This window comes from Priestia sp. USM5, from assembly GCF_058323215.1.
Window position 1 is genome coordinate 4160821 of record NZ_JBSGKN010000001.1, and the last position, 22315, is coordinate 4183135.

At 37.6% G+C, this 22315-nt stretch carries 20 protein-coding genes; 4 read left to right on the plus strand and 16 right to left on the minus strand.

Going from position 1 to position 22315, the window contains the following annotated elements; all coding sequences use genetic code 11:
• Window positions 1-24: 24 nt before the first annotated feature.
• The 5 genes from iolE to iolG form a co-directional block, all read right to left on the minus strand.
• A complete protein-coding gene (gene iolE / locus ACWATA_RS21900) occupies window positions 25-921 on the minus strand; it encodes a myo-inosose-2 dehydratase (protein WP_028414347.1) in 897 nt (298 codons plus the stop codon).
• Between the two features lie 84 nt (window positions 922-1005).
• On the minus strand, window positions 1006-2940 hold the full coding sequence (gene iolD, locus ACWATA_RS21905; protein ID WP_473050173.1) for a 3D-(3,5/4)-trihydroxycyclohexane-1,2-dione acylhydrolase (decyclizing): 1935 nt from the start codon (window positions 2938-2940) through the stop codon (window positions 1006-1008).
• 112 nt (window positions 2941-3052) lie between these two features.
• On the minus strand, window positions 3053-4510 hold the full coding sequence (locus ACWATA_RS21910) for a CoA-acylating methylmalonate-semialdehyde dehydrogenase (RefSeq protein WP_328172487.1): 1458 nt from the start codon (window positions 4508-4510) through the stop codon (window positions 3053-3055).
• Window positions 4511-4583: 73 nt separating this feature from the next.
• The gene (gene iolC / locus ACWATA_RS21915; RefSeq protein ID WP_328172486.1) at window positions 4584-5591 is read right to left on the minus strand and encodes a 5-dehydro-2-deoxygluconokinase; all 1008 of its coding nucleotides are present in this window, start codon (window positions 5589-5591) and stop codon (window positions 4584-4586) included.
• Window positions 5592-5670: 79 nt separating this feature from the next.
• Window positions 5671-6693, minus strand: a complete 1023-nt coding sequence (gene iolG / locus ACWATA_RS21920; RefSeq protein WP_028414351.1) for an inositol 2-dehydrogenase — start codon at window positions 6691-6693, stop codon at window positions 5671-5673.
• 424 nt (window positions 6694-7117) lie between these two features.
• Here iolG and ACWATA_RS21925 point away from each other — a divergent pair, with 424 nt between their 5' ends.
• Window positions 7118-8398, plus strand: a complete 1281-nt coding sequence (locus ACWATA_RS21925) for an MFS transporter (RefSeq protein WP_033580688.1) — start codon at window positions 7118-7120, stop codon at window positions 8396-8398.
• 61 nt (window positions 8399-8459) lie between these two features.
• Here ACWATA_RS21925 and ACWATA_RS21930 read toward each other — a convergent pair whose 3' ends face one another.
• Both ACWATA_RS21930 and ACWATA_RS21935 read right to left on the minus strand, forming a co-directional pair.
• On the minus strand, window positions 8460-9458 hold the full coding sequence (locus ACWATA_RS21930) for a LacI family DNA-binding transcriptional regulator (protein WP_028414353.1): 999 nt from the start codon (window positions 9456-9458) through the stop codon (window positions 8460-8462).
• 137 nt (window positions 9459-9595) lie between these two features.
• On the minus strand, window positions 9596-10930 hold the full coding sequence (locus ACWATA_RS21935) for a prolyl oligopeptidase family serine peptidase (protein WP_473050174.1): 1335 nt from the start codon (window positions 10928-10930) through the stop codon (window positions 9596-9598).
• A gap of 270 nt (window positions 10931-11200) precedes the next feature.
• Between ACWATA_RS21935 and ACWATA_RS21940 the strand changes: the two genes are divergently transcribed.
• Window positions 11201-11410 carry an alpha/beta-type small acid-soluble spore protein gene (locus ACWATA_RS21940; RefSeq protein WP_016762907.1) on the plus strand — a complete coding sequence of 70 codons (210 nt, stop codon included), beginning with the start codon at window positions 11201-11203 and terminating at the stop codon, window positions 11408-11410.
• A gap of 232 nt (window positions 11411-11642) precedes the next feature.
• Here the strand turns inward: ACWATA_RS21940 and ACWATA_RS21945 are convergent, their stop codons facing one another.
• The 4 genes from ACWATA_RS21945 to ACWATA_RS21960 all read right to left on the minus strand — a co-directional run bounded on the left by ACWATA_RS21945 (window position 11643) and on the right by ACWATA_RS21960 (window position 15371).
• Entirely contained in the window at window positions 11643-11870 is a 228-nt protein-coding gene (locus ACWATA_RS21945; RefSeq protein WP_028414355.1) for a hypothetical protein, read from the minus strand.
• 75 nt (window positions 11871-11945) lie between these two features.
• Window positions 11946-12437: a YflT domain-containing protein gene (locus tag ACWATA_RS21950; RefSeq protein ID WP_047751706.1), complete on the minus strand. Its 492-nt coding sequence runs from the start codon at window positions 12435-12437 to the stop codon at window positions 11946-11948.
• Window positions 12438-12611: 174 nt separating this feature from the next.
• Entirely contained in the window at window positions 12612-14063 is a 1452-nt protein-coding gene (cls, locus tag ACWATA_RS21955; RefSeq protein ID WP_028414357.1) for a cardiolipin synthase, read from the minus strand.
• Between the two features lie 477 nt (window positions 14064-14540).
• Entirely contained in the window at window positions 14541-15371 is an 831-nt protein-coding gene (locus ACWATA_RS21960) for a GNAT family N-acetyltransferase (RefSeq protein ID WP_367078752.1), read from the minus strand.
• A gap of 147 nt (window positions 15372-15518) precedes the next feature.
• Here ACWATA_RS21960 and ACWATA_RS21965 point away from each other — a divergent pair, with 147 nt between their 5' ends.
• Together ACWATA_RS21965 and ACWATA_RS21970 are read left to right on the plus strand one after the other, a co-directional pair.
• The gene (locus ACWATA_RS21965) at window positions 15519-15692 is read left to right on the plus strand and encodes a hypothetical protein (RefSeq protein ID WP_196299074.1); all 174 of its coding nucleotides are present in this window, start codon (window positions 15519-15521) and stop codon (window positions 15690-15692) included.
• A 161-nt stretch (window positions 15693-15853) separates the two neighbouring features.
• A complete protein-coding gene (locus tag ACWATA_RS21970) occupies window positions 15854-16390 on the plus strand; it encodes an SH3 domain-containing protein (protein ID WP_033580693.1) in 537 nt (178 codons plus the stop codon).
• A 53-nt stretch (window positions 16391-16443) separates the two neighbouring features.
• Here the strand turns inward: ACWATA_RS21970 and ACWATA_RS21975 are convergent, their stop codons facing one another.
• From ACWATA_RS21975 to ACWATA_RS21995, 5 genes are all read right to left on the minus strand, one after another.
• Window positions 16444-16566 carry a YjcZ family sporulation protein gene (locus ACWATA_RS21975; RefSeq protein WP_074682883.1) on the minus strand — a complete coding sequence of 41 codons (123 nt, stop codon included), beginning with the start codon at window positions 16564-16566 and terminating at the stop codon, window positions 16444-16446.
• 229 nt (window positions 16567-16795) lie between these two features.
• Entirely contained in the window at window positions 16796-17557 is a 762-nt protein-coding gene (locus ACWATA_RS21980; protein ID WP_165635931.1) for a M15 family metallopeptidase, read from the minus strand.
• 208 nt (window positions 17558-17765) lie between these two features.
• Window positions 17766-19046, minus strand: coding sequence for a 3D domain-containing protein (locus tag ACWATA_RS21985; protein ID WP_473050175.1), 1281 nt, complete (start codon window positions 19044-19046; stop codon window positions 17766-17768).
• Window positions 19047-19325: 279 nt separating this feature from the next.
• On the minus strand, window positions 19326-21098 hold the full coding sequence (locus ACWATA_RS21990; protein ID WP_473050176.1) for an extracellular catalytic domain type 1 short-chain-length polyhydroxyalkanoate depolymerase: 1773 nt from the start codon (window positions 21096-21098) through the stop codon (window positions 19326-19328).
• Window positions 21099-21346: 248 nt separating this feature from the next.
• The gene (locus ACWATA_RS21995) at window positions 21347-21844 is read right to left on the minus strand and encodes a GNAT family N-acetyltransferase (RefSeq protein ID WP_013055206.1); all 498 of its coding nucleotides are present in this window, start codon (window positions 21842-21844) and stop codon (window positions 21347-21349) included.
• Window positions 21845-22315 lie beyond the last annotated feature (471 nt).

Sequence of the window (22315 nt, forward strand, 5' to 3'; positions counted from 1 at the left end):
GCGTAAAACCTTTTACAATAGAAATTAAAGACCGCTTTTTTCTTTAATAAAGTTTCTTGCTTTTAACGCATATTCAAAAGGATTAGCAAGCGCTGGATCCTGTTCTGCTTCTACGACAAACCAGCCGTTATAATCAGAAGCGGCAAGCGTAGTAAATACTTCATCAAATTCAATAACTCCGTCGCCTGGAACAGTAAAGGCTCCTTCTTTTACCGCTTGCAAGAAGCTCAGGTCTTGTTGTTTGACTCGATCAACTACTTCTTGGCGAATATCTTTTAAATGAACATGTTTAATACGATGAAGATATTTTTTTAAGATATAAAGAGGTTCTTCGCCTGAAAAAACAAGATGACCGGTATCAAATAGGAGCGAAACAAGCTCTGGATTGGTAAGCTCCATTAGCTGCTCAATTTCTTCTGTTGTTTGGACGCCTGTTCCCATGTGATGATGATAGACAATATGCATATCTTTCTCTCTTGCTAGTTTCCCAAGATAGTGCAGGCCTTCTATAAGGCTGCTCCACTCTGTTGGCGTGAACACGGGCTTTTCTTTGAATAAAGGTACATCCATCATCCCTTGAATGCTGTGTCCTTGTTCAGATACAACAATTACTTTTGCTCCCATTTCGTATAAAAAATCGCGATGTTCAATAAATGGCGTCACCGTTTCTTCCAGCGGCTTTGTCGTTAAAAATGTACTAAACCATGCGCTTGCAATTTCTAAATTCCGAAGTGATAATGCCTTCCTTAAGATCGAAACATTTCGCGGATATTTGTTTCCTACCTCACTTCCTTTAAAACCGGTTAAAGCCATCTCACTGATACACTGTTCAAATGTATTTTCAGCTCCTAGTTCAGGCATGTCATCATTTGTCCAAGCGATTGGAGCAATCCCCAGTTTGACCGTGTTTTCCTTGAACATGTCTTCCTCTCCCCTATATCAAATTGAAAACGCTATTATATTCACCGAATGTTTCCCCTCAACATCGGCCATTTCTCTTGCTTGTTAATAACCTCTGGCCATTTCAAGATTTTTCACTTTATCCTTATAGGCTTCTTGTACATGGTGATTTTCAGATACCTCTGCTACTCCTACATGCCACCACGATTCATAACCGTTTGTCATAGTTTTGGGTAGCACTTTAATATCAATTAATGTAGAAGTCTCTTGTTTTTGTGCATCTTCCATTGCCGTTTTTAGTTCTTCAAGAGAGCTTACACGATATGTTTTTACACCGTAGCCTGCGGCGCTGGCTGCAAAATCAATTTTCATCACGTTTCCGTTTAATTTTCCTGTTTCATCGTTTCGATAGCGAAACTCTGTTCCAAAACTCCCCATTCCATTTGACATTTGAAGATTATTAATACATCCAAATCCGGAGTTATCAAACAGTAAAATATTTATCTTTTTTCTTTCTTGAAGGCTTGTAATGAGCTCTGAATGCAGCATTTGATAGCTTCCATCTCCAACCATCGCATACACTTCTTTAGCTGGTTCAGCCAGCTTAACTCCAAGTGCACCTGATACTTCATATCCCATACATGAATATCCATATTCCATATGATAGGTATTGGGTTTATTAGACTTCCACATTCTCTGTAAGTCACCTGGAAGACTTCCAGCTGCACCAACAATGACGGAGTTGTCATCAAGGAGCTTATTAACCTCTCCAATTACTTCTGTTTGCGTTAATTGAGTACCAAGTGATTCTGCATATTCAGCTAAGCTTTCATCTAAATGACCTTTTATTTCTGGAATAAAATCTGCCCCTGTAAAACGTATGCTATGTAGACGCTCTAATTCTGCTTCCCATGCGTCTTTTGCACTTGCAATTTCTGTCGTGTAACCAGACTGATAGCCAATTGACATGAGCTCTTTCCTAAGAGCAAACAACCCTTCTTTTGCATCAGCTACAAGCTTCACGGCATCCAGTTTATTTGCATGAAATTCAGACGTGTTAATAGTAAGAAATTGCACGTCGGGATGTTGAAAAAGCTGTTTAGATGCTGTTGTAAAATCAGTAAATCGAGTGCCTACTCCAATTACTAAATCCGCATCTTTAGCGATTGTATTAGCAGCTGAGTTTCCTGTTACACCTATTCCGCCAAGATTATAACGATAGTCGCTTTCAACGGCACTTTTCCCAGCTTGAGTTTCTCCAAATGGAATATGGAACTCACTAGCAAATTGTTTTAACTCTTTTGCAGCTTCTGAATACCGAACGCCTCCTCCGCAAATGATGATTGGCTTTTTCTTTGTTTTTATTGCTTGAATTGCATCTGCTAGACTGTCTCTAGTCGGAAGGCGACGCTCAATGCGGTGAACGCGCTTTTGGAAGAAATAAGCTGGAAAGTCCCATGCTTCTCCCTGCACATCTTGAGGCAAACAAATAGTTACAGCTCCCGTATCTGCAGGATTCGTTAACACACGTATCGCATTAATCATAGCTGTCATCAATTGTTCAGGGCGGCTTACGCGATCCCAGTACTTACTCACTGGACGGAAAGCATCGTTTGTAGAAATAGATAAATCATATGACTGTTCAATTTGCTGCAAAACGGGATCAGGCTGTCTAGTTGCAAATACATCGCCGGGAAGCAACAAAACTGGAATGTTATTAGCTGAAGCTGTTGCTGCCGTTGTAACCATATTTGCCGAACCTGGTCCTACTGAAGATGTGCAAGCCATAATCTGCTTTCGATGTTTTTGTTTTGCAAAAGCCATCGCTGCATTGGCCATTCCTTGTTCATTACGTCCTTGATATACATCTAGATTTCCTGGGTCTTCTTCCAAAGCTTGCCCAAGACCTACTACATTTCCGTGCCCGAAAATTGTAAAAATCCCTTTAATAAACTGATGCTGCTTTCCATCAAATTCAACATACTGCTGATTTAAAAACTTCACTAATGCTTGTGCCGTCGTCATTCTAACTTTTTCCATGCTTCTTTCTCCCTTCTAATACTAGATTGCGATTTTAAAAAAGGAAGCATAAGGAATATCTTTAATTCCTGATACCTCCTTTTAAAATGGAATGCGATTTTTAATGAATCACTTACCAGCGCGTTGTTACCATTTTCTTTCTTGTATAAAACTCCACGCCGTCCGTACCATTTGCATGAAGATCACCGTAAAAAGAATCTTTCCAGCCAGAGAATGGGAAGAATGCCATAGGTGCCGGTACCCCTACATTTACTCCTAACATACCAGATTCAATATTTTCACGGAACTCACGTACGCTGGCGCCGCTATCTGTATAAATACAAGCACCGTTTGCAAATCGAGAGTTATTAGCTACTTCAATAGCTTCTTCTAATGTTTTCACACGTACAATAGACAGCACAGGTGCAAAAATTTCATCTTGCCAAATTTTCATTTCTTGCGTAACATGATCAAAAATCGTTGGTCCGACAAAGTAGCCCTTGCCATTTACTGCTGCATCTGTGCGACCGTCACGAATAAGCTCCGCTCCTTCTTGCACGCCTGATTCAATATAGCTGAGCGTACGCTCTTTATGATTTTCACGAATGACTGGTCCTAAGAAGACGTTTTCTTCTAAGCCGTCGCCAATTACAATATCATTTGCTTCCTCTACTAATCTTTCAATTAGCTGATCCGCAATTTCTTCTTGTACAGTAACAACAGATGCTGCCATACAGCGTTCACCTGCTGAACCAAAAGCGGCTCCGATAATTTGTTTTGTTGCTACGTTCAAATCTGCATCATTTAATACAATTGAATGGTTTTTAGCACCGGCTAAAGCTTGAACACGCTTTAAGTTTTCCGTACCTTTTTTGTACACGTACTCAGCTACAGGCTGGGAACCTACAAACGAAATAGCTTTCACTAATTTATGTTCAAGAAGACCGTTTACCACATCATGCGCGCCGTTTACAATATTTAATACACCTTTTGGCAAACCAGCTTCTTCAAACAGCTCAGCTAATCTTGCAGCTAACAGCGGCGTACGCTCAGAAGGCTTTAACACAAATGTATTGCCGCAAGCGATCGCAAGCGGGAACATCCAGCAAGGAACCATCATTGGAAAATTGAACGGTGTAATTCCTCCAATGACGCCAATTGGATAGCGGTACATGCCAGACTCAATATCTGTTGCAATATCAGGAAGCTGTTTCCCCATCATTAACGTAGGAGCTCCTGCCGCGAATTCTACGCATTCAATTCCACGCTGTACTTCACCTCGCGCTTCGTTAAAGCTTTTTCCGTTTTCAACTGTCACTAACTTTGCTAATTCATCCCAGTTATCTACTAATAGCTGCTGATACTTGAATAAAATTCGTGCACGTTTAGGCACAGCTGTTTTTGCCCACCCTTTGAACGCTTCATTTGCTGCTTGCACCGCTTGATCTACGTCTTCTTTTGTAGAAAGAGGTACCTGTGCGATTAATTCACCTGTTGCTGGGTTATACACAGGTTCCGTTTTTGATACAACTGATTCAATCCATTGTCCACCAATATAGTTTTTTACTGTTTTTACTGCTGTTTGCGTCATAGAATATCTCTCCCTTTATCTGATTTTAATAAGCTTCTATTCCTTTAATCTCTCAAGATTTTCCCTTTGTTTATTAGGCTTTCTGCAAAACTTCAGTTGCTGTCTCCATAAAGTTGAAGAGCTCAACGCTTGTCGGCATAGCATCTGAACAGCTGTGTCTTGAAATGACAATCGAAGCGGAGGCACCCCCCAATCGCATTGCCTGTGGAATTTCCAGTCCTTGCATCAATCCATAAATAAAGGCTGAAGCATAGGAATCACCAGCACCAAACGTTTTCAGAACTTTTGTTTTAAATATTCCTCCACGGTGAGACTTACCATCTCTTGTATAGGCAATAGAGCCTTCTCCACCATGCTTAATCACGACGATTTGAGCATGGTGAGAAAACCAGCGCTCTGCTGTTACTTGATCATTAGATTCTTCATAATTTAAAAGTTTTTCCATCATGTCAAACTCTTCTCGCGTACCAATAATCACATCTGATTTTTCAGCAGCTAAATTAAAATAGACTGCCGTTTCAGCTTCCGATTCCCATGTATATGGACGATAGTCAATATCAAAAAACACTACAACTTCATGCTTGCGTGCGTATTCTAATGCTAGAAATACAGCTTCACGAGAAGGACTTTGTGCAAGAGCGGTTCCAGATATTAAAAGAGCCTTTGACTTCTTAATATATTCTTCTGATACTTCTGTAGGATCTAGTTTTAAATCCGCTACGTTATCTCGATACATTAAGATGCTGCAATCTGTAGGGCTCTTGATTTCCGTAAAAGCAAGCCCCGTTACAGCCCCTGTTTTATCGACAGCAATACTATCTGTATTAATCTTATTTTTTTGAAGATACCCAGTAATGAAGCGGCCCATTTGATCATCTGATACTTTTCCGATAAAACCGGTTTTTAAGCCTAGCCTTGCTGCTCCAATCGCAATATTAGCTGGAGAGCCTCCTACATATTTAGTGAATGTTTTAGTCTCTTCCATTGGACGCTGTGTTTCATTTGCATTTAAATCAATACATAAGCGACCGATAGCGATAAAATCTAACTCACGATTTTCTTTAAAAACAAGCGGATTCATCTTTACTCCTCCTTAGTTAAGCGCTTTCCTAAAAAGGCGAAAAGAGCAAGATATTCTCTTTCAGCCCACATTTCTATCATTAATTCACTGCGTATTTTTTATGTTCAATCTTCACTGGCTGCCCTGATAGTAAAGATTTTTTTGCTGCTTTAGCAATTCGTTCTGCCTGTAATCCATCGTTACCTGTACAAATTACGCTTTGATTTTCCATAATTGCTCTTGCAAACTGTGTTACTTCATCTATATATGCTTGTGTATAGCGTTCAAGGAAGAAATATAGCGGCTTCTCTTTCACTACACTTTCGCCTGTTGATATTTCTACTGTAGTTGGACGGCAATTATCAGCAGTAGCGGAACCTTTTTCACCAAAAACTTCAAGGCGCTGGTCGTAACCGTAGACAGCTTGACGACTGTTATCAATCACGCCTAAAGCTCCGTTTGCAAATTTTAATGACACAATTGCCGTATCTATATCCCCTGCTTCTTCAATAGCAGGATCGATGAGCGTCGTCCCGTAAGCCGATACTTCAATTACTTCACTGTCCATTACATAACGAGCCATATCAAAATCATGAATCATCATATCCATGAACAATCCTCCTGAAGCGCGGACGTATTCTGGACTCGGAGGCTGAGGATCTCTGGAGGTGATTTTTAAAATGTGCGGCTGCCCTACTTCTCCCTGCTGTACAAGATCATGCACTTTTTTAAAGTTGGGATCAAATCGTCGGTTAAAGCCAACTTGAAGCTGTACGCCGTGTTCTTTTACTACTTCTAACGCTTGGATTGTTTCTTCTACTGAAAAACTAACGGGCTTTTCACAGAAAATATGCTTTTTCGCTCGAGCAGCTTCTTCAATAATCGATGCGTGCGTATTCGTTGGCGAACAAATGAAAACGGCATCAATTTCTGAATCTGCTAATAAATCTTGATAATTTGTTGTTAACGTTGAAATTCCTTTACTTGCAGCCCACTCGTGCAAATGATCTACGACTACGTCTGAAACCGCTTTAATTTTTATTTGCGGCATTAATTTTAAATTATCAACATGTAATTTACCTATTCGTCCAGCACCAATTATTCCAATTGTAAGAATCCCCATCTTATTTTCCCCTTTAATTAAAAGTTAAGAAAACATTCGCTCAAACCTATTTTTAGGTTAAGCGCTTTCCTATTCCCAATTATACATACTGTTTTTTGAAATGCAACATTTTTTATAGATTATTTAGAATATTTGTTTTTTATTTATCTGATTGTATAGTATGAAAAACCTTATTTTTATCTATTTATGCTTAAAATTAAGGGAATTCTCTATATTTAAGTATTCTTATAATAAGGGCAAGTTATTATAATCTTATCTACTATTATTTCCACTGTTGAAATCATTTAATTGAAAATTAGATATATCTAAAATTTTAATTGACGTTTAAAAAATGTAAGCGTATACTTTTTATCAAATAGATTAAGCGCTTAACCAAATTAGTTTGATGTTTTCAACAAAATAATCGATCTGGTGGTGTGGAAAAATGAATGAATTTATTTCCAGAAAAACAGCTCTTGACAGGATTGGAATCCCTTCTCATTTAACGTGGGGATACATAGGTATTATTGTTTTTATGATTGGCGATGGCTTAGAACAAGGATGGTTATCTCCTTATCTTGTAGAAAGAGGTTTAACCATTGAACATGCTGCTTTACTTTTTACCGTTTACGGTATTACGGTCTCTATTTCTTCCTGGTTCTCCGGCGTACTGGTTCAGCTGTGGGGTCCTAGAAAAGCAATGGCATTCGGCTTGATATCCTTTATTATTGGTTCAATTGGATTTATAGGTATAGGACTTCATATTATGAATTACACAATTATATTAATTTGTTATGCTCTTAGAGGATTTGGCTACCCTTTATTTGCTTACTCATTCTTGGTCTGGGTGTCTTACCGCACGCCCCAGGAAATGCTTTCAAAAGCAGTAGGCTGGTTTTGGTTTGTCTTCCAGCTTGGTTTAAGCGTAATCGGAGCTTTTTATTCCAGTTACATGGTTCCTAAAATCGGCGAAATTGCTACCTTGTGGAGTGGTTTACTTTTTGTTTTGATCGGCGGAATCTTTTCAATTATCATGAATAAAGACAGATTTACCGTTCAAAAAGTAAGCGATAACAAAACAAAAGAATTAATGAAAGGGATTACAATTGCATTTGAGAACCCTAAAGTAGGGATCGGTGGAGTTGTAAAGATTATTAACTCCGCTGCTCAATTTGGATTTGTTGTCTTCTTGCCAACCTATATGATGAAACACGATTTCACAATGAGCGAATGGCTTCAAATCTGGGGCACTCTGTTTTTTGTGAATATGGCTTTTAATATTATTTTTGGTATTGTTGGAGATAAATTTGGCTGGGTAAATACAATCAAATGGTTTGGTGGAGTAGGATGCGGAATTGTAACACTCGCTCTTTACTATGTACCTCAATTCGTAGGACATAATTATTGGGTAATGATGATTGTCGCATGCTGTTACGGTGCAACACTAGCAGGATATGTCCCTCTTACAGCGTTAGTGCCTTCCTTAGCTCCGGAGAATAAAGGAGCTGCGATGTCCGTATTGAATTTAGGATCTGGACTTTCTGCTTTTGTAGGCCCTTTAATTGTAACTATTTTCATAGGTCTTTTAGGCACGGGCGGCGTAATCTGGATATTTGCTTGCCTATATTTCTTTGGAGCTTTTTTAACGGGTTTCCTTACAATTCCAACAGAAACAACAGTCAAAGGCGAAACAATAAACGAAGTCAAAAATCCGGTCTCTCTATAAATATTATTAAGTAAAAAAGCTGCATGTGCCTGGGCACATGCAGCTTTTTCTTTTCTCTGTTTTATAGCTTTTTTACCGACGCACGTTCTACTAGTTCTGGAATAATTGTTATTCGCTGCTTTGCATGCTCTTCTTTTTTCATAGACTTTAACAGCTGTTCGAACGTACTAGTTGCCATCTGCGAAATAGGTTGTTCAATCGTTGTCAAACCAGGCTCAGCAATATCCGCATAAATTGTATTATCAAATCCAATTACCGACAGATCTCCTGGAATTGAAAGCCCCTGCTTTCTTGCCTCATTTATGAGGGATATTCCAATTAAGTCCGTACATGCAAAGACTGCTGTCGGCCTATTAGGCAAAGAAAGCAGCTGTTTACTTGCTCTTCTGCTATCTTCTACTGTTGAATAACAGCTGATAATGGACTGATTTTCTAGTGATAAATTTGCCTCTGTGAGCGCTTGTTTAAATCCTGCTAATCGCCCCTCACTGCTTTTTCTATCTTTTTCAGTGATAATCGTTACCGATTGATGACCTTTTTCTATTAAATACGTACCTGCGATATATCCTCCGCGAACGTTATCAATTGTCACTACATGCGTTGAGATAGAAGGATGATCAACTGAAAACAATACAAGTGGTACATCATGCTTCACAATTTTCTTTACTAGCTTCGTATCATTTAGTTCGGTTGCGATAATAATTCCATCTACTTGCTTTTTGAATAAAAGATCTATGTATTCATGCTCACGTTCTGTTTGATGATCCGTACTGCATAAAAAAAGCGTGTATCCCGCTGCTCTGGCACTATTCTCAAAAGCTCTTGCTACCTCTGCGAAAAAAGGATTAGAGATGTCAGGAACTAGCACGCCAATTGTGTATGTCTTTTTCCCAGTTAACGCAGCTGCAACACTGCTAGGCTGATAATCTAATTCCATCATTACTTCATTTACTTTTTTTATCGTTTTTTCACTAATACGGCCTGTCTGATTGATTACTTTGGATACAGTGGCTATCGATACCCCTGCTTTTTTCGCAACATCGTAAATGGTTGGTTTCACTTTCACTGTTCCTTTCTTCGTGATCTCTTTCCTTATTTTATCACGAAAGTATTCAATCGTTTATTTTAGATATATGCTTTAGCTTTAAAAGAGACATAAAAAAGCTGCTCTACTTGAAACAGCTTTTTTATAAATGATTAATTGTTGTTCAACGATTGCTTGCTCATCCATTTCATTATGGTTGTTGTAGCTCCATTTATTTTAGCGTTGGGTTCATTATTATACAGATATATCCAAGATGAATGCCCGTTATACTGATAGGGCGAACCATCATTATTTTTGTATAAACCCGTGGTGTCATGCACATCTTCAAATAGTGATAAATAAGCATTATTTGCATGGCTTTTCACCAAACGTTCATAAGTTGGAAGAGTGTTAATCGTTGGTGGAAGAACCGTATCATTTTTAGCGGCTACGAACCAAATAGGCGTTTCTTTCATCTTTTCAAGATCTTGATCCGTAATTAATCTATCATTTAGTCCTTCACATACTGGAAATGCTGCTGCAAAATAGTTTGGATAATCACGAATCATAAGCATAGTCATATATCCGCCGTTAGATGCTCCTCCGATATAGATTCTATTGGGATCAATATCAGGATTTTTAGCAACATATTCTTGAATTAGTGCCATCAGTGATTCTTTATAAATCGAAGTTCCATCCGCTTCACCTGTATAACCATCCATCCATTTCGTTGGCGCTTGAGGTACTAAAACGTAGGCGCCTTTAAAATAAGCCTGAGTTTCATTTGTGACAAAGCTAACAGCTTTATTGGCAGATAAGGGAATTGTTGCATCTGTTCCTCCCTCTCCTCCTCCATGCAGCCAAATAATTAACGAATTCTTTTTCTTATCTTTTTTCGGCGCGTAACTTGCGTATGCCAATTCCATATTATGATATATACCTTTTTGAATGGTAAAATCATCTACGAGCTCTCTTTTCTCTCCCTTAAACTGTTTCACTACAAGCCCTGACAACTTTCCTTTTTTTGTTACGATATCTTTTTGCTGGGTAATGGTATATTGACTGTCTATCCATGCATTTAACCCTGTACCATATTCATCATAATTTAGTGGTGCTCCTAATGAAACAGCTGGTCCAACTTCCATTTCTAAAACTGCATATTTTCCAGTATGTACGGCTTGTTGTCCATCTTTATCGGATACATAGGCTTTTTTTATTGTACGATCTCCTTGTTCCAATAAAGACGGTTTTAATCGACTATCACTTCGAGCCACATGCACCTTAAACGTTTCTTTTGTAAGTGAATTGGTTGGAACAGGTTCACCTAAGTCAATAATAATTTTTGTGATCACCGCTCCCCAGTCATATATCTCTGTCACTGTACGATAAGATGTAGCTTTTTCGTGCGCCTGTTTCGCAAGCGCTTCTTTCTCATAAGAGAGTACAATGCCAATTGCTAGACTCCATGTAACAGCCAATAGTACATATTTTTTTAATGTTTGATACATGATGGACTCCTCCTTTTAAATTAGAATAGGAATATTAACATTCTCATTCTATTTCGAATAATATGTAACCGCTTACTTACTTGTGTTCTATTTTACGTGACCTCTCTCTCTTTCTACACATAATTATTTTCCGTTACCTAGTGGAAAACTTTGTAACTATATTCCAATAAGCATATTCTATAAGTCCTTGAAAAAATTTTTTTATTTTATGTATAAAAACTATCTATTAATCAAATCATAATCTTAACCTTATAAAAGGAGTTGATTATGATGGCAAACAGCAGAAATAAGAGCAGCAACGAATTAGCAGTACACGGTGCTCAACAAGCAATCGATCAAATGAAGTATGAGATCGCTAGCGAATTTGGTGTAACTCTTGGTCCTGACACAACTGCACGCGCAAACGGCTCAGTAGGCGGAGAAATCACAAAACGCCTTGTGCAAATGGCTGAACAGCAACTTGGCGGCGGACGTTTCTAAATCACTATCATAAGCAATACGGCTGGAGGAAGAGCGAATGACCGTTCTTCCTTTTTCCCATTTTTATATAATGTCTTATCGCGTTCCTTCTCATCTATATGTATCTAAAACAAAATCACTACCCCCATAACGTTCACATCCGGTTATATAAGATTCTCTTTCTCTCACAATAGACTGTGTATAATAAAACATAAAAAGAAGTTCCTTTTATAGGAACTTCTTTTATCTCACTTTATAAATGTGCAAGCTCTTCAGATATCTTTTCGGTCTTTGCTTTGAGCTGTTCTTGCTGACCTTCTAAATCAGCGATTACAGCTAACACTTCTGTATTGGTCGGTTCTTCTTCATACTGTTTTAACGTAGCGACAAGAGACTGTGAAACTTTGATGAGCTCTTGATTAACTTCTTGCTGCTGTTTTAAATAGTCAAGTTCATATTCCGTTTTTTCTAGATTTCTCATCGGTCCCCTTCCTTTCGTTAACTAGCTTTTATTTAAGAACGCAGTCTTTTATTATCTTATTTAGTTCCTTCAACATTACCTTATTTTATTTTCGTGATTGCCGTATAACATTTTTTCATTCATTGGGTCAGCTGATTTTTCAGCAGGTGTCACGGTTTGTCCTAGAGCTGAATTGTGTTTATCATGCTCAACTGCGTCTACCATCAGCAAAACTTTTCCGTTTTTAAGATCAGATACATACGAGGAAGCTTCCGCAGCAGGTACACCATATTCGGTTAATTGATTTTCGATTCGATTAACATCTTGATCCATTTTTTCTTCAGACGAAGTAAAAGCATTTTTTATTTTCTCCATAAAGGATTGATGGTGCTTTGAGTGTTGATCTGTATCAACTGTTTGCACATCGATTCCTGCAGAACGCTCAATCACTTCTGTATTTTCATGATGCGGACCACTGTTTGTCAAAACAGAAAGTGCACTGTCCGGATATCCCTGTGTTTTTAAATTTCGAATCGCTGTAATAACGGCCTCTTCTGAATCATACGTACCTACTACATTTTTTGTCATTTTCTATTCCTCCTAGGTATTATCATTTTTTAGCTTGTTATAGTATTAATACCCTTGGATTTTTTGGTAAAACTTTTTAACTTTATCTCTAGCTCTCCTTACAAGGAGATACCAATAAAACAACAGACCTGAATCTAAAAATTCAAGTCTGTTTCATGATATCAATGATTTTTATTATAAAATTGGTGACAGTAAGCGAGATACCGCTTCTTTAAATTTTATAAGAAGAGAGCGCTCTTTATATCGTTCAAACGTTAATTTTGAACTGCATTGCACATCTTCAAGAAACAGGTTCTGCAACTTTTTGGAAATAGGCTGGTCATATACAACTGCATTCACTTCAAAATTAAGGCTGAAACTTCGCGGATCGATATTCGTCGTTCCTACAGAAGACACTTCATTATCTACTACAATCGTTTTAGCATGCAAAAAGCCTTTTTCATAGAGATAAATATTCGCACCGTATGCCAGCAGTTCCCCTACATGAGACCACGTAGCCCAATAAACAAAAGGATGATCAGGTTTGTTTGGAATCATAATATGAATCTCTACTCCAGATAATAAAGCAATTTTACAAGCATCCATAAAGCTTGCGTCAGGAATAAAGTAAGGCGTTTGAAGGTATACACTTTCTTTGGCCGACATAATCAATGAGATATACATGTTTTTCAGGTGCTGGGTAGTCGAATTGGGACCGCTTGCTACAATTTGTACAGGAACTGTTCCAGAATGAGTTTCTGTACGATGCAAAAATTGTTCCAGTTCAATTGGCTGCTTTGTTGCTTGATGCCAATCTAAAATGAATCGCCCTTGAATATCGTTCACTGACTCTCCTTTAATGCGAAAATGAGTGTCTCTCCAATAACCCATTTTTGGATCTAACCCTAAATATTCATCTCCTACGTTAAATCCTCCTATGTATGCTACTTCACCATCGATAATACAAAGCTTTCGATGATTTCGATTGTTAATCCGAAAATTAATTAAGCGAAGAATTGAAGGGAAAAATGCCTGTGCTTCGCCGCCATATGAAATAAGCTCCTTAAAGAATGATGGCGTCATTTTTCTAGATCCTACTTCATCATAAAGAACGCGAACCTTTATGCCTTCTTTTGCTTTTTTTGTTAGCTCATCTCTTAATTTTTTCCCAAGATTATCTCGTTGAATAATATAATATTGAATATTAATTTCTTTTTTAGCATTTCGAATATCCTCAAACAATGCCTCAAATTTTTGATTACCGTCACTGAAGATATCAATTTCGTTGTCGATGCGCACAAGTGACTTAGAAGAATTTAAATTAGTGAACAGCAGTTTATTATGTTGGATTAATAAATCATTTCGATATTCATGGGTCGCTTTAAGCTCTTTTAATTGCTCTTCCACTGAAGATCTTAAATATTCCCGCTCATCAGATGACAATTTATAAAAGTTTTTCTGTTTTAGCTGTCTTCCAAAGAATAGATATACAATAAAACCGACAATTGGTATAAAAAATAAAATAAGAAGCCACGCCCATGTAGATCCTATATCTCTTCGTTCAATGAAAATAAGAATACCGGCTAATAAAATATTAATAGCTGTTACAACAGATACACTTAGTGTAAAGATATGGGCAAATTCCATCCTTTTACTCCTTTCTTTCTATTATATCGCTTTATTAACTCATTCCCTTTTTTAACGTTCTCATTCACTTTACTATACATAACACAGATGGCTTCCTTTTTCATCTTTAGGATCCAAATTTTGTTGTTTTTTCTTTTTTGCTACACTAAACATGTGAAATATTTCTTTTTATTGTGTATTAAAAACAAGGGGGGAGATAATTTGTTTTTTTCGTTTATTTTTCTTAGCCTCATCAATGTATTTGTCAGTATTAGCCTAGGATATACGGCTTATCAATTATTTAGAAAAGCATTTATTGGAGGTATTCTTACGTGTATCCTTGCTTGCAGTGCTCCGATCTTATTTGTATGGCCTTCCCTGTTTTTATCAACGGGCATATCACTTTCTCTCTACTTTCTCATTATTTACTCAAAAAAGCACATATCATCTAATATGTAAATAAAAAACACGAAAATCTAAGATTTCCGTGTTTTTTATCTACAAGCTGTATACGTAATAATCCTGCACGTGATATGAATCGAAGCCGCATGTTTCGTAAAGTTGCAAAGCGCGTTTGTTTTTTGCTTCAACCTCAAGAAATACATCATACCCTAGCTGATGCTGCTGTAAAACGACTTGTTTTAAAGCAGCCTTTCCTATTCCTAATTTTTGATAGGAAGGTAAAATACCAAATCCATAAATCCATGCTTCGCTTTTATCATAAGATACCCTTAACTTTCCAACCGCTTGACTATTGTACTCTACGATAAAATGATTTTGCTGTTCTTCCGTTTTCGTTTGTTCATAATAAGCAGCTGCTTCTGTTAAAGACATACCAAAGCATTCCACATCAACTTGTATTTCCATTTTCATATTGGTATCTGACTGGGAAGAGCGAAGCGTAACAAAGGGATTATCATCTTCTAATTCTTTTTTTACCCACTTCATTTGATATTCTGAAAAAGTAAATGAACATGGAATCTTCTTTAAGAACTCCCTGCCTGAAATCGAATCGCCAGGAGCATTTAATAAAATCTCTGTATACTCACGCTTCTTACACATATGTAAAGCTTGAGAAAACAGCTTTGAAAAAATCTTTTTTCGGCGATAGCTAGGATCGACCATTCCGCATATTTCTACTGTATTCCCAAACCCATAAAGACCAATAAATCCAACAAGCTGATTATTTTCATAATAAAAAAAATCGTTAACTTCATTTTGTTTTCGACTTCGTAACATGTCAAAATTCAGCTTCAGCTCTATTTTTTCTTCTTGTTGGCAAATAGACTGTAGCTTTTGTATATCTTCTAGTACATGTTGTTTTAACATACGTATCCTCCTGCATCTCTCTTTTTATTATAAGTTCGGCTTTGTTTAACTTTTTCCTTTCATCTTTAGCGCAATGACCGAATAATTATAGGGTAAAGCACGATCAAAAAGCGTATAGAGTAATTAGACTAAATAGGCGGGGTGCTTATGAAAAAGACCATTTTAATAAGTTTTATTGCACTAGTTGCTTTAACCATTATTTATTGCCTGCAGAAAGAATTTATTTTTGCTTTAGCTTTGTGGAGCATTTATGGGACAGTATTATCAATTTTTGTATATTTTTCTTTTCATAAATCAACGGAAGATCGCGAGGATGAGTAACAATAGCGCTATTAAAAGGTCTGTGAAATAAACCTTTTTACAGACCTTTCGTAAATTTACAACTAGGATGCATGTTGGTAACAATTTAGAAACAAGTATTCTTTATTCTTAGTGTTATAGAAAAAGATATAACCTATTTCACTAAGGAGTTGGATATTCGCATGAAGACAATTACAAAATCTATATCGGTTTTTGCATTAGCAGCTGGCTTTACTTTTTCATCTCTATCTGGAACACTGCCATTCACTCACGAGCAAACAGCAAGTGCAGCAGAAAAAATAAACGCACCGTTCAGCGTATATGAAGTGACAGCAAACGTACTCAATATACGTTCAAAACCTAGCACTCAGGGAAAAATTCTTGATACGTTAAGAAAAAAAGATCAAATTGAAGTAGTCAAGTTTGTAAATGCAGACTGGGCTGCCATTAAAATAATTGGCGGCACTGGATATATCAGTACTTCCTATTTAATGAAAGTCCCTACTACTGTTCATACAGCTGCTAACCTTAATTTACGCACAGGGCCTAGCACAAGCAACAAAGTTGTAACAACTGTTCCTAAAGGAAAAAGCGTCAGCTTCTTAGCTTGGGGCTACTCAAAAGATAACAAGCTTTCATTTGATTGGGCTTTTGTAGAATACAACGGCTTTAAAGGATATGTAAGCACTTCGTACTTACAGTTACCTAGTTATAGATAAAAATAGATAACTCCCTTGAATTATTTCAAGGGAGTTTATTTATGGACACCTTATTAATAGTGCCCTGCCCATGAAGCACCGATGATGATTAGTAAAATAAATAGCACAACGATTAACGCAAAGCTACTTCCGTGACCTGCTCCGTATCCATAACCATAACCTCCATAAAAACTCATTTTCTTTCACCTCCCTTTTTTGTAGAATATGTGAAGGGAAATGAAAACGAACATGAGTATTCTTTATCACAAAATTCATTATAATTTATAAGCGTTAACTCTTTTACTAGCAAGGCATAGGATATAGCATCCCGTGGTTCATCTCTACATCTTTCCCTCGTTCCAACTTTTAAAGTAAGGGTATATTCCAGCAATACAAAAAAAGAAGAGTTTATATAACTCTTCTTTTTTATTGAACTGGATTATCAACTTGCATGTAGTCATTATAATATTCTTCTAACGTAATTCCTTTTTTATACACTTTAGAGGCGAGTTCTTTTCCGACAAATCGTATATGCCACGGCTCATATTTATAACCTGTAATCTGCTGCTTTCCCTCTGGATAGCGAACAATGTATCCATATTTATATGAATTTCTTTCAATCCATTTGGCTTCAGGAGTATCTTTAAAACAATCTTGAGCCGCACATTTACCTGTGCTGCTTGATACATCTATACTTAAACCAGTCTGATGCTCACTGCTGCCTGGATGGGCGCTATAATGACTGGCTGCCGCTTCTCCATCTTGCTTTATGTACGCTTGATAAAGAGATTCCTGGCGAATTTGAGAACGATAAGCGGAAACACCGGCTAGGTAAATCCCTTCTCGTTCAGCAGCTGAAAACATTCTTTCTAACGCTTTTGCTGCTTCTGTACGCATTTGTCGCTTTTCAATTTTTTCTTTAAATATAAACCGAACGTCCGGGTATACAAGGTCAGCGGGTTCATAGTGATCAGGAAGAAGATTTTGTTTATTTACTAGCACGGCAATGGATTCGGGGTTCCCAACAACTTCTATGCTATTTTGCTTCTGTTTAGAAGAAGATAAAGGATTATGATCAGACGTGTTCAAATGATCGTTGTGCCGAAATAATCCCTGATAGCCTAGATACGAGAATCCTGCGATCACACCCAGCACTATTAGTAATGCTATTTTTTTATAAAATTTCATATTTCTATACTCCTGACATAATTTAAGCTTTTTAAGACACTCAAACATTGTATATAAATTAAGAAATAATTACTAATATAACAAACTAATTCCTACTATAAATTTCAGTATGCCCCGACCTATTTTTTTCAAACGTTTATTTTAAGCATAAAAAAAGAGATGTCTTCTAAAAGACATCTCTTCTTACTTCTATTCTATAAGACTAGTATTAGTCGATAACTGTAATTTTAACTGATCTTCTGCCCCAGTCTTGTGCAGCACTATCTGAAGAAACGAATACGTCAATTCGATTTCCTTTAATTGCGCCACCCGTATCTGCCGCTACAGCTTGACCATAACCTTCAACGTATACTTTTGAACCTAATGGAATAACGCTAGGATCAACCGCAATTACTCGTTGATTTGGATTTGATTTTAAATTTACTCCAGTAGCTGTCGTACCACTGCATCCAGCACAGTTAGCTGTATAAGCTGTTGCTTCAACAGTCATAGACTTGCCGCTAGCTTGCTGTTGAGACTGTTGTTGCTGAGCTTGTTGTTGTTGCTGTTGAGCTGCTTGTTCTTTTTGTGCCTGCTCTTGGGCTGCTGCTTGAGCTTGCTCTTGTTCTTTTTGTGCCTGCTCTTGGGCTGCCTGTGCTTGTGCTGCTGCTTGAGCTTGCTCTTGTTCTTTTTGTGCTTGCTCTTGGGCTGCCTGTGCTTGTGCTGCTGCTTGAGCTTGCTCTTGTTCTTTTTGTGCTTGTTCTTGGGCTGCTACTTGAGCTTGCTCTTGTTCTTTTTGTGCTTGCTCTTGGGCTGCTACTTGAGCTTGCTCTTGTTCTTTTTGTGCTTGCTCTTGTGCTGCTGCTTGAGCTTGCTCTTGTTCTTTTTGTGCTTGCTCTTGTGCTGCTACTTGAGCTTGCTCTTGTTCTTTTTGTGTTTGTTCTTGGGCTGCTTGTTCTTGCTGAGCTTGCTCTTGTTCTTTTTGTGCTTGCTCTTGTGCTGCTACTTGAGCTTGCTCTTGTTCTTTTTGTGTTTGTTCTTGGGCTGCTTGTTCTTGCTGAGCTTGTGCCGTTTGAGACTGCTGCACTTGTGGAGCTGCCTTTGCTACTGGCGCACTAGCTGTTTGAGATTGAGCTGCTTGTGCCGCTTTAATTTTAAATTGTTCTCCAGGGAAAACTAAGTCTGATGTTAAACCGTTCCATTCTTTAATTTCTTCTACTGTTACGCCATAATGTTGACCGATTGACCACAAAGTGTCACCACGTTTTACAGTATGTACGATTTCTTTTATGCTAGATAAGTTTAGTGTCTGATTTGGATAAATTAGTGTTGATGTTAAGTTATTAGCATCTTTTAGCTCGTCTACGCTCACATTATGATTTTGAGCGATTTTCCATAAAGTGTCACCTTTTTGTACTTCATACGTTCCGCTTGTAGAGGCAGATGCTGCACCTACAAATCCTGCTGAAAGAATTGCCGTTGTCCCTAGAGTAAATACAAATTTCTTCATTTTCCGAATACCTCCTTATTTACTCAATGACTGAATGATACCACCTGTTCATTTCACTTCCATTACAGGAATATTTTACTTTTATTACGGATTTAATTAATTTTAAACATTTTCTTGTAATATTTCTGACAATTCATTTTTGAATAATGATTAAGTTTCATCAAAATCATGTCAAAATTTGAAGAAAACTCTATAAAAAGTTGGAGTTGTATTCGGTGATAAAAGTAACTTATCAGCAAAAAAAACCTTCTAAAAGCTAACTGCTTTTAGAAGGTTTTTTTACTTATATGAAACAGTTAAAGTTGGAGCATATGCAGGATTGTCGCCCCCATAAATTTCAACTACGTCACTTAAAAAGTCCGCTGAACCTGAGCTTGACAAGCGAAACTGAGTTTTGCCGTTCCTATTCATATATCCCAAAAGTGAGGAAGGAAGTTGAATAGTTGTATATCCATTATCGAGTGAAGGCACTGACATTTGGAAGGCCGCTGAAATAGATGGTGAGGCCTGGTAATCTATTTGTTCTAAAGCACTGCTAGTTCCAAATACACCGCTTTTAATATCGCCTTTCAAAGATGAAATATTACCAATTGAAGATTTGCGATAAATTTTCAAAGATACATCCGTAATACTTGCATCATCAGGTAAAGAGCTTGTATCAAAAGATAAAATGGTTCGGTATGTGTCGGTATTGCACATTCCCTTATCCCCAATTTTATGAATAGAACTACTCATACCGTCAGCTGATAAATTTCCGATAAATCCATCTTCAGCAGCAAGCGAAGAAAATACTGAGGATTTCTCTGAAGTTCCAGAAATTTTATAAACTTCCGTCTTTACTCCCTCTTGATTACCCGCAGCGTCTACACTAAAAAATTTTATTGTTTTGCTAGAGTTGATGCTAATAGGCTCAGAATACTTTAGAGAATTAACAGTTGGTGTACTTCCATCTAATGTATAGTAAGTGGTGGCAGGTTCATTGGGTGATAATGTGACGGAAACAGAACTTCCATACGTTCCTCCCGCTGGTGAAGCAGCTGTAACCGGCGGGGATATATCTCCTGGATTAGGAGCGTCACCATTCTTCGGATGATTTTTAAAAAAGTTCCAACTTAATTTAGTTGCATTTGGCCCTTTAGGATCTGTATAAGAACCGGATGTACTTCCCCCTGACCAAGCATGTCCCATTCCTTCTATCATGTACTTTTCCATTACTGTTTTTCCTGCTGTATCTTTGTAAATATATTGCGTATAGCTTCTTCCACCAGATACTGTACCTGGTAAAGTTTGATCTGCCGTATCATCAATATTGTTATTATCCAGTCCATCAGACGCTCTATCATTTGTTTGAGCCCATTGCGATAGTATTTGATGCGCATTTATAGGGGCAACAGTGTAGTCAGCTGTCCCATGAAACAAAATAACCGGAACCACTCGCTTATGCTCTCCCATGGCTGAATAGGCTAAATCTCCTTGTTGGATAGGATTAGGACCTCCACTGCTCATTGCTGTATAAGCACCTGTTACACTAGTGGCTGCTTTATATTCTAAGCCCGCCCCAACGCTGATAGCCGCAAATATGTCTGGATAAGTAGCTCCCATAATAACACTCATAGCTGCACCAGCAGATAGCCCTCCAACAAAGACTTGGTCGGCATCTATTGAATAACTGCTTTTTATTTGATTAACCATTCCAGCAATTAACGCTGGTTCACCGCTTCCCCTTGATTGATGAGCAGTATCAAACCAGTTCCAACACTTATTTGAATTAGCAGAAGAGGGCTGTTCTGGATAGAGGACAAAGAACTTCTCTGTTTCTGCCAGTGCATTCATTTGTGTTCCTGCTGCAAATTGATCAGGGTCTTGAGTACAGCCATGTAGCATAACTACTAGAGGTAAGGCAGCACCTCCCTGATAACTGCTAGGTACGTACAGTTTGTATGTTCTTCCGTTATATGTTTTAGAGGTAAAACTTCCTGCGGCTGAAGAAGATACAGCACCTAAAGATAAAAAAAGCATAAAAATCATCCCTGCTATAAATAATCGTTTCATCTTCCTGCTTCCTCCTTATATTGATATGGTTATACTTAGCAGCAAACGTACATATCGGTATGGTATGGAAATGAATAAGAGTTACTAGTAAGATGATAGCAAGGTTTTATGTAATAAAATTTATATTGACTGCACGATTTGCCTACAGTTATGAGGACAAATAAAATCATTCATCTCCAAATGAAGAAAACGCTTACATAAAATTGTAAACGATTGTGTCGATAAATACTATAAAAAAGACATACCTTTTAAAAATAGGCCGGTATGTCTTCTATGGATTGCTTACTTAAGTATTCATATTGTGACTCGCTGCAATTTACCATAGCAATGGATTGAGGATAACGCTGTAAATGAGAAGGGAGCTCCTTAAACCCAAACTGATGATAATATTCAGGAAGAATATCGCTATAAAGCATAAAAATAGCGCTGCGCTTCTCTATCTTCATCTTTTTAAAAAAGTCTTCAAGCATATCTCGGCCATACCCCATTCGTTGATAAAGCTGATGAACAACAACGGACCCAATACCATGCAAAGCAAACTTTAATCGAGGAGTTTGTAAAAGAAGCAAAATAAATGAACCAATAATTTGATTCTCTTCATTTACATATACATACCGAATTCCATATGTTTCTTCTTTTTGATTATCTCTAACATACTCTTTGTACGTCCTGCCTTTAGGCCATGCCGCATATCCCATTTGATAGACTTCTGCCAATTCTTCAGACTTTATTTTTCTTAATAACATGAACATCCCCTCTTTATTTATAATCCCATACGTCAGCAGACATTTTTTATAGAGTTAAAAATAGTTCCTGTATGTATATATTATACTTCATCCTACGGAAGCTTTCTTCCTCGGAGTCCTATTAACAGCTAATATGCAGGCTGCTTTCTCAAAAAACTAGAAAGATTCCTGATAGTTGTTCTTCACCCATATCAGTCATATATGTAAAGATACTCTTTATCATTCCATAAAAACATAGAGATGTAAATATATTTCCAGCTTCACTTAGCATTCATTATGTATCACCTATCAAAAAAAGAGATTGGGCCATAACGAAATGAATGCAATCTAAAGACGAACAACCCGGATAAATAACCTGGGATGCTTGTTCCGCCGCTGTTGCTTTACGTGCAAGGCTTCGCTTTCCGCGAGCGGGCGATGGAGCCTTGCCCTCCAACCAACAGCTAGAAGCACCTCCTACTGAAACCTACG